This is a genomic window from Burkholderia aenigmatica (genome assembly GCF_902499175.1).
In the GTDB taxonomy this organism is placed as follows: domain Bacteria; phylum Pseudomonadota; class Gammaproteobacteria; order Burkholderiales; family Burkholderiaceae; genus Burkholderia; species Burkholderia aenigmatica.
Genome location: NZ_CABVQC010000035.1, coordinates 75,171 through 89,231, shown reverse-complemented (window position 1 = coordinate 89,231; position 14,061 = coordinate 75,171). Strand labels below are relative to the sequence as shown.

The following is a 14,061-nucleotide window of genomic DNA, read 5'->3' as shown; positions in this document are numbered from 1 at the left end:
CGCTACTTCGCGTCGGCCGCCGCGTCGCGCGCCGCGGCGGTCGCGCGGTCGAGCGCGGCGGCCATCGCCGCCTGCTCCTTGCCGCCGAACTGATCGAGGAAGAGCTCCGCGACCGTCGACTGGTACACCTTCCACATCTTCTTGCGCAGCACCCGCCCCTTGTCGGTGATGCTCGCGTACGCGGCACGGCCGTCGTCCGCCGAACGGGCGCGCGTGACAAGCCCTTCCTGCTCGAGCCGGTCGACGAGGCGCGTCAGGTTGTAACGCTCGATCGCGAGCACGTCGGCAAGTTCGTGCATGCGGCGCGTGCCGTCGGGCCCGCTTTCGAGCCCCCACAACGCGTCGTACCACGCATAGGCCGGCAGGCCGGCCGCCGCGAGGCGGCGCTCGATCTCGCGAATCATCGTCCGGTGCGCGCGGACGAACGAGAACCACAGATCGGGTTCGGGTGCGCTCATGTCAGGTCGTTCCTCTCGTTGAATTGCAGTTGCAATTAAATTCTACCTCGATAACAATTGCCCTCACACGATTGCAATTGCAACTATCTGCCCGCCGATCGGCGGGCGTTCCGTCGCGCGTCGCGGCGCCACGACCGTCGCCCCGCGCAGCCTTATGCTTCTGGAGACACTGCATGACCGCACCTCTCGCGCTACCCGACATCGACCCGCAGGAAACCCGCGAATGGCTCGATGCACTCGAATCCGTGATCGCGCTCGAAGGCCGCCCGCGCGCGCACTACCTGCTCGACCAGCTTGCCGACCTCGACGCGGCGCGCCACGGCGACCTGCACGGCCGCGTGACGACCGCGTACGTGAACACGGTGCCGCGTGAACGGCAACCGGCCTATCCGGGCGATCTCGCGCTCGAACGGCGCCTGAACGCGATGATCCGCTGGAACGCGATGGTGATGGTGCTGCGCGCGGGCCGGCATTCGAACGTCGGAGGGCACATCGCGACCTACCAGTCGGCCGCGGTGCTATACGACGTCGGCTTCGATCACTTCTTCCGCGGCCGCACCGACACCTTCGACGGCGACATGGTCTACATCCAGGGACATTCGGCGCCCGGCATCTATGGCCGTGCGTACCTGGAAGGCCGCATCACGGACGCGCAGCTCGACTACTTCCGCCGCGAGACCGGCCGCGAAGCGGGACGCGACGGGCTGTCGTCGTATCCGCATCCGCGCCTGATGCCCGATTTCTGGCAATTCCCCACCGTATCGATGGGGCTCGGGCCGCTCACGGCCGCGTATCAGGCGCGCTTCATGCGCTACCTCGAATATCGCGGGCTGAAAGCGCATCAGGGGCGCAAGGTGTGGGCCTTTCTCGGCGACGGCGAAATGGACCAGCCCGAATCGCTCGCCGCGATCTCGCTCGCGGGACGCGAACGGCTCGACAACCTGATCTTCGTCGTCAACTGCAACCTGCAGCGCCTTGACGGCCCGGTGCGCGGCAACGGCAAGGTCATCCAGGAACTCGAAGGCACGTTCCGCGCGGCGGGCTGGAACGTCGTCAAGGTGATCTGGGGCGGCGGCTGGGATCGCCTGCTCGAACGCGACACCACGGGCTTGCTGCGCCAGCGCATGATGGAATGCGTCGACGGCAATTACCAGACCTTCAAGTCGCAGAGCGGCGCGTACGTGCGCGAGCATTTCTTCGGCAAGTATCCCGAACTGCTCGAGCTCGTCGCCGATCTGTCCGACGACGACATCTGGAAACTGGCGCGCGGCGGCCACGATCCGGAAAAGGTGCATGCGGCCTATGCGCAGGCGATGCGCGCGGACGGACGGCCGACCGTCGTGCTCGCGAAGACGGTCAAGGGCTTCGGGATGGGCGAAGCCGGCGAAGGCCAGAACGTGAACCATCAGCTGAAGAAGATGAGCGCGGACGCCGTCCGCGCGTTCCGCGACCGCTTCGCGCTGCCGGTCAGCGACGCGCAACTCGACGACCTGCCTTACCTGAAACCCGAACCGGGCAGCGCCGAGGCACGCTACTTCGCGGAGCGCCGTGCCGCGCTCGGCGGCCACGTGCCGGCCCGCTTCAGCCAGGTGGCGCCGTTGCCGGTGCCGCCGCTCGCCGCGTTCGACGGTCAGCTCAAGGACAGCGGCGAGCGCGGGTTGTCGACGACGATGGCGTTCGTGCGCATCCTCGGCACGCTGCTGAAGGATCCAGCGCTCGGCAAGCTCGTCGTGCCGATCGTGCCGGACGAATCGCGCACGTTCGGGATGGAGGGCCTGTTCCGCCAGATCGGCATCCACTCGCATCTCGGCCAGCTCTACACGCCACAGGACGCGGGCCAGCTCAGCTACTACAAGGAAGCGAAGGACGGGCAGATCCTGCAGGAAGGCATCAACGAATCGGGCGCGATCGCATCGTGGATCGCAGCCGGCACTGCGTACAGCAACCACGGCCTGCCGGCGATCCCGTTCTACATCTTCTATTCGATGTTCGGGCTGCAACGCGTCGGCGATCTCGCGTGGGCCGCCGGCGACGCGCGTACGCGCGGCTTCCTGCTCGGCGCGACGTCCGGCCGCACGACGCTGATGGGCGAAGGGCTGCAGCACGACGACGGGCACAGCCATGTGCTGTCGTCGGTGATTCCGAACTGCGTGTCGTACGACCCGACCTATGCGTACGAACTCGCGGTGATCGTGCGCGACGGCCTGCGGCGGATGTTCGCGGAACAGGAGGACGTGTACTACTACATCACGCTGCTCAACGAGAACTACCCGCATCCGGCGCTGCCGGACGGCGCGGAGGCCGGCATTCTCAAGGGGCTTTACCTGCTGCGCGAAGGCACGTCACAGGCGGCCGATATGCAGCACGTACCGCGCGTGCAGTTGATGGGCAGCGGCGCGATCCTGCGCGAAGTGCTCGCGGCGAGCGACCTGCTCGCGCAGGACTTCGGCGTGACGAGCGACGTGTGGAGCGCGACGAGCCTGAACGAGCTGCGCCGCGACGGGCTTGCGGCGGAACGCTGGAACCTGCTGCATCCGGATCAGGCGCCGCGCGTGCCATACGTGCAGCAATGCCTCGACGGCCGCACGGGGCCGGTGGTCGTCGCGACCGACTACATGAAGATCGTCGGCGACCAGATCCGCGGGTTCGTCGACGGCCGGCGCTTCGTGTCGCTCGGCACCGACGGCTTTGGCCGCTCGGATACGCGCGACGCGCTGCGCACGTTCTTCGAGGTCGACCGGCACTTCATCGTGATCGCGGCGCTGAAGGCACTCGCCGACGACGGTGCGATTCCGCGTGCACGCGTCGGCGAAGCCATCCGGCGCTACGGCATCGACATCGACAAGGTCGATCCGGCCAGCGTGTAGTCATGCGGTGGCGCGGCAGGCAGGATTGCGCCAGCCTGCCGCGCCACCGCCCTGCCCGCGCTACTGCCCCGACTGCGCGAGCGGGCCTTGCGGGCCCTGTCCCGTTCCCGACGGCCAGCCGCCCGCCAGCGCCTTGTACAGCGCCACCGTCGACGCCGCACTGCGCATCCGCCCGTCGGCCGCCGCATCCTGCGCCTGCAGCAGCGTGCGTTGCGCGTCGAGCACTTCGTAGTAGTCGATCGCCCCCGCCGAGAAACGCGCCTGCGCCAGTTGCGCGGCGCGCGCGCTGTCGGTCGCGGCCCGCACGAGATGGTCCGTCTCGTCACGCGTGCGGGCGGCGCGCAGCAACGCATTCTCCGTTTCCTCCAGCGCCCCGAGCACGGTCTGCCGGTACTGCGCGAGTTGCCCGGCCGCTTCCGCATCGCTCGCGGCGATCCGCGCACGCACGCGGCCGACATCAAGGAACGACCAGTCGATGCCGAGCGCGATCAGGTTCGTGTCGCTGCCCGCGCGGAAGAACCCGTAACTGCTCGTCGCGCTGCCGAGCAGGCCCGACAGCGTGAAGCGCGGGAACAGGTCGGCCGTCGCGACGCCGACGCGCGCGGTCGCCGCGTGCAGCCGCGCCTCGGCGGCCGCGACGTCGGGCCGCCGCCGCAGCAGGTCGCCCGGCGTGCCGGGATCGATGTCGGCGGCCAGCGCCGGCAGCGGCACGGGCGTGCCCGCCGACGCGGCTGCCTTCGGCAGATCGAAGCGGCCGATCAGCGCGTCCGGTGTCTGCCCGGTCAGCACCGCGAGACGGTGCTCGTCGACGCCGATCGCCGCTTCGTACACGGCGATCCGCGACGTCGTCGATTCGTACTGCGCACGCGCCCGCGCCGCATCGAGTTCGGAGCCGCGCCCCGCGCCGACGCGCGCATTGATCAGCGCGAGCGTCTGCTTCTGGTTGTCGGCGTTCTCGCGCGCGATCCGCAGCCGCTCCTGCGAGCCGCGCAGATCGACGTACGTGCTCGCCACCTCGCCGGCGATCGCGACCCGCACCGCGCGCACGTCCGCCGCGCTGGCGGCCGTTTCCGCACGCTGCGACTCGATCGACCGGCGCACGCGGCCGAACAGGTCGAGTTCCCACGCCGCATTGATCCCGACGCTGGACGTCGGCGTATCGCGCTGGCTGCGCGGCGCGCCGAATGCCTGATCCTTGCTCATCAGCTGATGGCCGATCTTCCCGCTCGCGGTGATCGTCGGGTAGCGGTCGAACGTGGCCTGCGACAGCAGCGCATTCGATGCGTCGTAGCGCGACACGGCGACCTGCAGGTCCTGGTTCGCCGCGAGCGCCGTGTCGATCAGTTGCGTCAGCGTCGGATCGCCGAAGCCGCGCCAGAACGTGGCATCGGCATCGGCCGACGCGTCGGGCGGCGTATCCGGCGTCGTACCGGACGGCGACGCATCGCGCGGCGACGCCGGATGCGCGTCGCGCGCGAACCGCGCGGTCGTGGCCGTGTCGGGCCGCTTGAAATCGGGGCCGACCGCGCACGCGGCGAGCGTCACCGACATCGCGAGCGCGGAAAGACGAAAAGCGGCGCTCATCGGTTTTCTCCTTCGAGGGTGCCGTGGTGTTCGCTCCACACGGCCGGTGTGCCGCCCGCGAGCTTGCGGATCGCCACATAGAACACGGGCGTCAGGAACAGCCCGAACAGCGTGACGCCCAGCATCCCCGCGAACACGGTGATGCCGGTGGCCGCCCGCACTTCGCTGCCCGCGCCGCCGCCGATCAGCAGCGGCACCGAGCCCGCGATGAACGCGACCGACGTCATCACGATCGGGCGCAGCCGCAGCTTGCACGCTTCGAGCGCGGACTCGATCACGCCCTTGCCCTGGATTTCGAGCTCGCGTGCAAACTCGACGATCAGGATCGCGTTCTTGCACGCCAACCCCATCAGCACGACCAGACCGACCTGCACGAACACGTTGTTGTCGCCACCGGACAGCCACACGCCGAACAGCGCGGCGCAGATGCACACCGGCACGATCAGGATCACCGCGAGCGGCAGCGTCCAGCTCTCGTACAGCGAGGCAAGCACGAGGAACACGAGCATCACCGCGAGCGGGAACACGACGATCGCCGCGTTACTCTGCGTGACCTGCTGGTAGCTGAGGTCGGTCCATTCGAGCGTGATGCCCGGCGGCAGCACGTCCTTCGCGATCTGCTGCAGCTTCTCGATCGCCTGCGACGACGACATCACCTTCGGATCGGCGTCGCCGATCAGGTTCGCGGCCGGATAACCGTTGTAGCGCACCACCGGGTCGGGCCCGTACGCGGGCGCCACCGTCACCATCGAGCCGATCGGCACCATCTCGCCCTTCGCATTGCGCGTGCGCAGGTTCGCGATGTCGGCGGCCGTCTGCCGGTGGCCGGCATCCGCCTGCGCCATCACGCGGTACACGCGGCCGAACAGGTTGAAGTCGTTCACGTACATCGAGCCGAGATAAACCTGCAGCGTGCTGAACAGGTCGGTCAGCGCGACACCCTGCGCCTTCGCCTTCAAGCGGTCGACCTTCACCTCGAGCTGCGGGATGTTCGCCTGGTACGAGCTGACGGGGTAGCTCATCCCCGGCGTCTTCGCGACCGCGGACTGGAACGCGGTGAGCGCGTTCTGCAATGCGCCGTAGCCGAGCCCGCCGCGATCCTCCAGGTACAGCGAATACCCCGAGCCGTTGCCGAGGCCCTGGATCGGCGGCGGCATCAGTGCATAGGTAATGCCGCCGCCGATGGCCGCGAAGCGCGCGTTCAGGTCCGCGTTGATCTGCGCGGCACTGCGGTGGCGCTGATCGAACGGCTTCAGGATCACGTACGAGTTCGTGATGTTCGGCGTGTTCACGCCCTGCAGCGCATTCAGCCCGGCAAACGCCGGCACCATCTCGACACCGTCGGTGCCGAGCGCGATCTTCGTCATCTGCTCGGTCACCTCGCTGGTGCGCGCGAGCGATGCGCCTTCCGGCAGCTTCGCGCCCGCGAACAGGTACAGCTTGTCCTGCACGGGGATGAAGCCGCCCGGCACCGCGTTGAGCAGCAGCGCGGTCGCCGCGAGCAGCGCCGTATAGACCGCGAACACCACGCCGCGCCGCTTCAGCGTGCGGCCAACGAAGCCGTGATAGCGATCGGAACTGCGGTCGAAGAAGCGGTTGAACGGATGGAACAGCCAGCCGAACGCGCGATCGAGCCCCCGCGTGAGCGCATCCTTCGGCGCGCCGTGCGGGCGCAGCAGCTTCGCGGCGAGCGCGGGCGACAGCGTCAGCGAGTTGATCGCGGAGATCACCGTCGAGATCGCGATCGTCACCGCGAACTGCCGGTAGAACTGGCCCGTGACGCCGGACATGAACGCCATCGGCACGAACACCGCGCACAGCACGAGCGCGATGGCGACGATCGGCCCCGACACCTCGCGCATCGCCTGGTGCGCGGCGTCGCGCGGGCTCAGCCCCTGAGCGATGTTGCGCTCGACGTTCTCGACCACCACGATCGCATCGTCGACGACGATCCCGATCGCAAGCACGAGCCCGAACAGCGTCAGCGTGTTGATCGAATAGCCGAGCAGATAGAGCCACGCGAACGTGCCGACCACCGACACGGGCACCGCGACGAGCGGGATGATCGACGCGCGCCAGGTCTGCAGGAACAGGATCACGACGAGCACGACCAGCACGACGGCCTCGATCAGCGTGTGCTGCACCGCGCGGATCGATTCGCGCACGAAGACGGTCGGATCCCACACGGGTCGGAACGCGACGCCGGGCGGGAAGCGCTTCGACAGTTCGTCGAACTTCGCGTACACGGCCTTCGCGACCTCGAGCGCGTTCGCGCCCGGCGACAGGAAGATGCCGACCACGGCAGAATGCTTGTTGTTGAAATACGAGCGCAACGTGTAATCGCCCGCGCCGAGCTCGATGCGCGCGACGTCGGACAGTTTCACGACCTGGCCGTCGCCGCCGTTGCGCAGCACGATGTCGCCGAACTCCTGCGCCGTGCGCAGCCGGCCGCGCACGTTGATCGACAGCAGGAAGTCGTTTTTCTTCGGCGACGGCTCGGCGCCGAGCTGGCCGGCCGACACCTGCACGTTCTGCTCGCGCACGGCGGCAATCACGTCGCTCGCGGTCAGCCCGCGCGACGCGAGCCGGTTCGGGTCGAGCCACAGCCGCATCGCGTAGTCGCCCGAGCCGTACACGCCGACGTCGCCGATGCCGGTGAGCCGCGACAGCTCGTCCTTCACATGCAGCGTCAGGTAGTTGCGCAGGTACAGCGAATCGCGGCTGTTGTCCGGCGAATAGAGGCTCACGTACATCAGCGGCGTCGGCGACTGCTTCTGCGTGGTCACGCCGTACTGGCGCACCTCGTCGGGCAGGCGCGACAGCGCCTGGCTCACGCGGTTCTGCACGCGCACGGCGGCCGTGTCGGGATCGACGCCCTGCAGGAACGTGACGACGACCTGCAGGCTGCCGTCGGAACCGGCGACCGACTTCATGTACATGATGCCTTCGACGCCGTTGATCGCCTCTTCCAGCGGTTCGGCGACCGATTCGGCGATTTCCTTCGGGTTCGCGCCCGGGTACGTCGCCCGCACGACGACGCTCGGCGGCACGACTTCCGGGTACTCGCCGGCCGGCAGCATCGGAATCGAGATCAGGCCGATCGCGAAAATGACGATCGACAGCACGACCGCGAAGATCGGCCGGTCGATGAAGAATCGGGAGAAATCCATGACCTGTCTCCCGTCACTGCGCGGCCGGCGCACCGGCGTCGGCGACGGCCTGCGTGCCGTTGCCTGCGCCGTTACCCGCGCCATTGCCGGCACCGGCGTCGGCGCGCGCAGGCAGTGCCTTCGGCTTCACCTGTGCGCCCGGATAATAGATCCGCTGCATGCCGTCCACGACCACGCGGTCGCCCGCCTGGATCCCCTTCTCGATGATCCGCTCGCCGTCCAGCCCGCGGCCGATCGTCACGTCACGGCGCATCGCCTTGTCGCCGGGTCCGATCACATACACGTACTTGCGGTCCTGGTCGGTAAGCACGGCCTTGTCGTCGACGAGCAGTGCATCCTGATCGCGGCCGCTGACGAGCTGCACGCGCGCATACAGGCCCGGCGTAAACGTATGGTCCGCATTCGGCAGCCGCACGCGCGCGCGGATCGTGCCCGTTTGCGGGTCGAGCCGGTTGTCGAGGAAGTCGACGGTGCCGGCATGCGGGAAACCCGTCTCGTTCGCGAGGCCCACGCGCACCGGATCGGCGCCGATCGCACGGTGCTTCGGATCGGCACGCCGTGCGTTGTAGCGCAGGTAGCTCTGTTCGTCGCAGTCGAAATACACGTAGACGGGGTTCTGCGACACGACGGTCGTCAGCAGCGTGTCGTCCGCGCGCGCCAGATTGCCGACGGTAGCGACCGCGCGGCCGACGCGGCCCGCGATCGGCGCCCGCACTTCGGTGAAACCGAGATTGAGCTTCGCATCGGCGACGGCCGCGTCGGCCGCCTGCAGGTCGGCACGCGCCTGCTCGGCCGTGGCGCGCGCGTTGTCGAGCTCTTCCTGCGACGTCGCATGCGCATCGATCAGCGTCTGCACGCGCTTGAGCTGCACGTTCGCGAGGCTCGCGGCCGCGCGGGCCCGCTGCAGCTGCGCATTCGCGCGATCGAGTGCGATCCGGTACGGGCGCGGGTCGATCTCGAACAGGAGCGCGCCCTGCGCGACCAGATCGCCTTCCTTGTAGGCGACGCGTTGCAGATAGCCGCTCACGCGCGGCCGCAGTTCGACCGCGTCGACCGCTTCGACGCGTCCGTTGAATTCGTCCGCGAGGCGGATCGTGCGCGGCGCGATCGTGGCGACGCCGACTTCGGGAAGGGATTGGGCCGACGACGTGCCTTTGCCGTCGTGACAGCCCGACAACGCCAGCAGCAGTGCACAGGCCGCGCCCAAAGGCGACGTCCTGCGTAGGGATAAGGAGAGCATGATGCCTCGCGACGGGTTAAACTGCCGCGTAGCATAAAAGTTGAAGTTAACTTCAAGTCAAGTTTTCCCGGAGGGGCAACATGGGTATCCAGGAAATCCCGCAATGGCCGCTGATGTCGATTCGCGAAGTGGCCGCGCGCAGCGGCGTGCCGGCGTCGACACTGCGGTTCTACGAGACGCGCGGGCTCATCAAGTCGCACCGCAACGGCTCGAGCCATCGCCACTATTCACGCGCGGTGCTGCGGCTGATCGCGTTCATCGTGTTCGCGCAGAAGATCGGCTATACGCTCGACGAAATTGCCGAGCAGCTCGTCAGCCTGCCCGAGGACACCGCGCCGAGCAACAAGGACTGGCAGCGGCTGTCGCGCGGCTGGAAGCAGCGGGTCGCGAGCCGGATCGAGGAGCTGCAGCGGCTCTACATCAGCCTCGACGAATGCATCGGCTGCGGCTGCCTGTCGCTGAAACGCTGCAAGCTGACGAACCCGGAAGACCGTGCGGGTCGCAACGGGCCCGGCGCGCGGCGCTGGCTCGGCGACCCGCCGCCCCCGGACCTCGAATGACCGGCAGACGGGCGCGGTGTGCGATGCCGCGCCTGTTCGTGCCGATGCAACCGCAAGGTATTACGTTCCGCGAACTGAAGGATGCGGGCAGCCCGCTCGCGTACGAGCTGGCGATCGCGTACCGGACGCCATCGCCGCTCGTCGATGCATTGCGCGAGACCGCGCGAAGTGCGGTGCGCGAACTGGGGCTGGTGCTGGCGGTGTGACCGCGCGCGGCGCTCAGCCGCCGACGACGTTGAACGCGACGTCGACCACGGCCTTCCGGAACGCGTCCGGCTGCGTGGGCAGCGACGTGTACTCCAGCATCATGTGACTGTACGACACAGTCGTGCCGATCGCGCTCGCGATCATGAAGAACAGCACCGTCGGCTCGACCGGGCGGATCACGCCGGCCTCCACCGCATCCGACAGCAGCGGGAACATCACGTCGTAATACGGGCGCACGATCTGCTCCTGCAGCCGGTCGAGCCGCCCGCCCACTTCGGTCGCCGCCGTCGAGAAGAACATGCCCATGTCAGGCTCGTCGAACTCGTGGTCGACACACAGCTCGATCGCGCGCCGCACGCGGTCGCGATGCGGCAGCGGCGACGTGCGCAGCGCGCGCATCGCATCGAACATCGGCACGGCCAGCTCGGCGATCTGCTCGACGACCGCCAGCCACAACGTTTCCTTCGTCCCGAAATGGTGCGCGATCAGCGCCGCGTCGACCCCCAGCTCGCGCGCGACTTCGCGCACGCTCGTTGCGTCATAGCCACGCCTCGCGAACGTGCGGCGCGCGGCGCGCGGCCCGCAGTATCACGTCCGGACCGACGGACGCCCCGGCCAGCGGCCGCCCTCGCATACGCCGCTTGGCCGGCGCGCGCTCAGTGACTTCAGCCACGTTCTCCTGCTCTCCTTGAATGATTCGAATGCCCCTGTTCCGGCCCCGCTTGAGCGCCGCCGAAACCGGGTGACCTGCCCCACTCCGTTGACACGCGAAGCCGGGAAGCGCTAGGATCATACCTTATTCATCACGTGATGATTTATACATGACAACCCCTACACGCATCGTCATCGTCGGCGGCGGGATCGCCGGACTGCAGCTCGCCACCCGCCTGGGCGAGCGCCTCGGCCGGTCCGGGCGCGCGCAGGTCACCGTCGTCGACCGCAGCCCGACCCACATCTGGAAACCCATGCTGCACACGATCGCGGCCGGTACGCGCGACGTCCAGCAGCAGCAGGTGATCTTCCTCGCCCATGCACGCGACCACGGCTACACGTACCAGCCCGGCGAACTGAAGGGGCTCGATCGCGCACGCCGCCGCGTGCAGCTCGGCGAGATCCGCGCGCAGGACGGTGAGCTGATGCTCGACGCGCGCGAACTCGAATACGACGTGCTGATCCTCGCGCTCGGCAGCCAGGCCAACGATTTCGGTGTGCCGGGCGTGCGCGAGCACTGCTATTTCATCGACAGCCAGCAGCAGGCCGAGACCTTCAACGAAGCGTTGCGGATGCGCGTATTTCGCAGCGTCGCGCGCGACGAAGCACTGCGCGTCGCGATCGTCGGCGCGGGTGCGACGGGCGTGGAACTCTCGGCGGAGCTGAGCCGGTTGCTGGAAGTGGGACAAGCGTATGGCGACGCGAGCGTGCGCGAGCGGCTGCAGCTCACGCTGCTCGAAAGCGGCCCGCGCATCCTCGCCGCGTTTCCGCCGAGGATTTCCGCATCGGCGCAGCGACGGCTCGAACAGATCGGCTTTCATGTGTTGACGTCGACGCGCGTCACGGCAGCCGACGCGAACGGCTTCCACTACGGCGACGGCTCGTTCGCGGAAGCGGACCTGATGGTCTGGGCGGCTGGCGTGAAGGCGCCCGATTTCATGCAGGCGCTCGACGGGCTCGACACGAATCGTGCGAACCAGCTCGTGGTCGGACCGACGCTGCAGGCCACGGGCGACGAGCACGTGTTCGCGATCGGCGATTGCGCGAGCCTGTTGCCCGACGGCCACGAACGGCCGCTGCCGCCAACCGCGCAAGTCGCGACGCAGCAGGCCGAGCATCTCGCGAAGCACCTGCCTGCGTGGCTCGACGGCACGCCGATTCCGCCGTTCGCGTTCCACGATTTCGGCGCGCTCGTGTCGATCAGCGACTACGACGCGTTCGGCACGCTCGGGCAGTTCGGGTTCTTTCGCGGCGGCTTCATCCAGGGGCGCTTCGCGCAGTTCAGCCACCTGATGCTCTACCGGCGGCACCAGCAGGCGCTGCACGGCTTTCCCAAGGCGACCCTGCTGTGGATCGCCGAACGGATCAACGGCTGCGTACAGCCGCGCATCCGCCTGTCGTGATGCCGCACGTGGCGGTGTCGCGTAACGTTTAGAGGAAAACTGACATGAACAACCGTATAGCGCCCTGGCTCGTGACCGTCGCCGCGATCAGCAGCTTCGACATGCCGTCCGTCTCGTGGGGCGTGCCGCGACGGCGCAGCGTCACGCGCGACCGGCTGCCGTCGTGGGACGCGACGAGCAAGCCGTCCATCAGCGTGCTCGAACGGCCCACGGCCGACACCGTGATGATTTCATGGTGCGACGCCTGCACGGGGCACTACGGTTACCAGAAGTGGCGGCTGTTCACCACGCGCAAGCGCGGCGTGTGCGCGCTGTCGGGGCAGCCGATCGAGATCGGCGACAGTGTCTTTGCGCCGCAATTGCTCGGCTCGACGCCGGGCAACGCCGCCGCGATGGTGCTGGCCGCGTGCATCGACGCGGCCCGCCCCGCCGAGGCGGCCTGAGGGCCGGGAATTCGGCCCGGGATTCCGCTTCAGGCAGTGGTGACGCGATCCGCATCGCGGACCGCCTCGCTCATCCGCGCTTCGGCTTCCGCATCCAGCCGCGCCGCATTCGCTTCGGCTTCCGCTTCCGGCATCAGCTCGCCTTCCCATTTCGCGACCACCGCGCTGGCGATCGAGTTGCCCACCGCGTTCGTGGCCGAACGGCCCATGTCGAGGAACGTATCGACGCCCAGAATCAGCAGCAGCCCCGCTTCCGGGATGTTGAACTGGTGCAGCGTCGCGGCGATCACGACGAGCGACGCACGCGGCACGCCGGCCATGCCTTTCGACGTCAGCATCAGGATCAGCAGCATCGTGACCTGCGTGCCGAGCGACAGGTGAATGCCGTATGCCTGCGCGATGAACAGCGACGCGAACGTGCAGTACATCATCGAGCCGTCGAGGTTGAACGAATAGCCCATCGGCATCACGAAACTCGAAATCTTGCGGCGCACGCCGAACCGGTCGAGCGCATCGAGGATCTTCGGATACGCGGCTTCCGAGCTCGCGGTCGCGAACGACAGCATGAACGCTTCCTTGATCAGCACCAGCAGCTTGAACACGCGGCGGCCGAGGAACAGCAGCCCGGCGGCGACGAGCGTGCCCCACAGCAGGAACAGGCTCAGGTAGAAGTCGCCCATGAACACCGCGAACTTCAGCAGGATCGACAGGCCGTTGATCGCGACGGTCGACGCCATCGCCGCCAGCACCGCGAGCGGCGCAAGCTTCATCACGTAGCCGGTAATCTTCAGCATCACGTGCGCGAGCTGGTCGATCGCCGCGACGAGGATCTTGCCGCGTTCGCCGAGCGACGCGAGCGCCACGCCGAAGAACATCGAGAACACGACGATCTGCAGGATCTCGTTGTTCGCCATCGCTTCGGCGATCGACTTCGGCACCATGTGACCGACGAAATCCTTCAGCGTGAACTTCGACGTCGCGAGATGCGCGGACGCGCCGATATCGGGCAGCGGCAGTCCGAGGTTCTCGCCGGGGCGCAGCAGGTTCGCCATCAGCAGCCCGAGCAGCAGCGAGATCAACGACGCGGTGACGAACCAGCCGAGCGCCTTCACGAACACGCGGCCCACCGACGACGCGTCGCCCATGTGCGCGATGCCGACGACCAGCGTCGAGAACACCAGCGGGCCGATCACCATCTTGATCAGTCGCAGGAACACGTCGGACACCAGCGAGATGTAGCCGGCGATCTCCGTCGCGGCCTGCTTGTCCGGCAGTTGCGTATAGATCATGTAGCCGATCAGGATGCCGGCCGCCATCGCGAGCAGGATCCAGCCTGCCGCGGACATTCGTTTGTTCATAACGGAATTCGACGCACGGGAAGATGTTGACGGATGAAAGGCGCGCATCCCGTGCCGTGC

9 protein-coding genes and 2 pseudogenes are annotated in these 14,061 nt (G+C 67.8%); 5 read left to right on the top strand and 6 right to left on the bottom strand.

The genetic code is table 11. The features are described 5' to 3' along the window. Positions 1 to 2: 2 nt before the first annotated feature. Entirely contained in the window at positions 3 to 458 is a 456-nt protein-coding gene (locus tag BDO18943_RS24145; protein ID WP_043179652.1) for a MarR family winged helix-turn-helix transcriptional regulator, read from the bottom strand. Positions 459 to 631: 173 nt separating this feature from the next. Here BDO18943_RS24145 and aceE point away from each other — a divergent pair, with 173 nt between their 5' ends. Then, positions 632 to 3,325 (top strand): pyruvate dehydrogenase (acetyl-transferring), homodimeric type, encoded by a 2,694-nt coding sequence (aceE, locus tag BDO18943_RS24140; RefSeq protein ID WP_175024333.1) that lies wholly within the window; start codon positions 632 to 634, stop codon positions 3,323 to 3,325. A gap of 60 nt (positions 3,326 to 3,385) precedes the next feature. Here aceE and BDO18943_RS24135 read toward each other — a convergent pair whose 3' ends face one another. Genes BDO18943_RS24135 through BDO18943_RS24125 form a run of 3 tightly spaced genes read right to left on the bottom strand, consistent with a single transcriptional unit; the run spans position 3,386 to position 9,319 of the window. Continuing rightward, positions 3,386 to 4,909, bottom strand: coding sequence for an efflux transporter outer membrane subunit (locus BDO18943_RS24135; RefSeq protein ID WP_043179656.1), 1,524 nt, complete (start codon positions 4,907 to 4,909; stop codon positions 3,386 to 3,388). Beyond that, entirely contained in the window at positions 4,906 to 8,079 is a 3,174-nt protein-coding gene (locus tag BDO18943_RS24130; RefSeq protein ID WP_175024332.1) for an efflux RND transporter permease subunit, read from the bottom strand. The genes BDO18943_RS24135 and BDO18943_RS24130 overlap by 4 nt, the downstream gene beginning before the upstream one ends. A 13-nt stretch (positions 8,080 to 8,092) precedes the next feature. Continuing rightward, entirely contained in the window at positions 8,093 to 9,319 is a 1,227-nt protein-coding gene (locus tag BDO18943_RS24125; RefSeq protein WP_175024331.1) for an efflux RND transporter periplasmic adaptor subunit, read from the bottom strand. Between the two features lie 80 nt (positions 9,320 to 9,399). Here BDO18943_RS24125 and soxR point away from each other — a divergent pair, with 80 nt between their 5' ends. Next, positions 9,400 to 9,879 carry a redox-sensitive transcriptional activator SoxR gene (gene soxR, locus BDO18943_RS24120; protein ID WP_175024330.1) on the top strand — a complete coding sequence of 160 codons (480 nt, stop codon included), beginning with the start codon at positions 9,400 to 9,402 and terminating at the stop codon, positions 9,877 to 9,879. A gap of 23 nt (positions 9,880 to 9,902) precedes the next feature. Then, positions 9,903 to 10,085, top strand: a pseudogene (locus BDO18943_RS24115) (LysR family transcriptional regulator); the annotation flags it as partial. 13 nt (positions 10,086 to 10,098) lie between these two features. Here the strand turns inward: BDO18943_RS24115 and BDO18943_RS24110 are convergent. Then, positions 10,099 to 10,759 (bottom strand): annotated as a pseudogene (locus BDO18943_RS24110) (TetR/AcrR family transcriptional regulator). A 148-nt stretch (positions 10,760 to 10,907) separates the two neighbouring features. Between BDO18943_RS24110 and BDO18943_RS24105 the strand changes: the two are divergent. Then, positions 10,908 to 12,200 carry an NAD(P)/FAD-dependent oxidoreductase gene (locus BDO18943_RS24105; protein ID WP_175024329.1) on the top strand — a complete coding sequence of 431 codons (1,293 nt, stop codon included), beginning with the start codon at positions 10,908 to 10,910 and terminating at the stop codon, positions 12,198 to 12,200. A gap of 44 nt (positions 12,201 to 12,244) precedes the next feature. Next, positions 12,245 to 12,643: a DUF3331 domain-containing protein gene (locus BDO18943_RS24100; RefSeq protein ID WP_175024328.1), complete on the top strand. Its 399-nt coding sequence runs from the start codon at positions 12,245 to 12,247 to the stop codon at positions 12,641 to 12,643. A gap of 29 nt (positions 12,644 to 12,672) precedes the next feature. Here BDO18943_RS24100 and BDO18943_RS24095 read toward each other — a convergent pair whose 3' ends face one another. Then, a complete protein-coding gene (locus tag BDO18943_RS24095; RefSeq protein ID WP_043179672.1) occupies positions 12,673 to 14,001 on the bottom strand; it encodes a dicarboxylate/amino acid:cation symporter in 1,329 nt (442 codons plus the stop codon). Positions 14,002 to 14,061 lie beyond the last annotated feature (60 nt).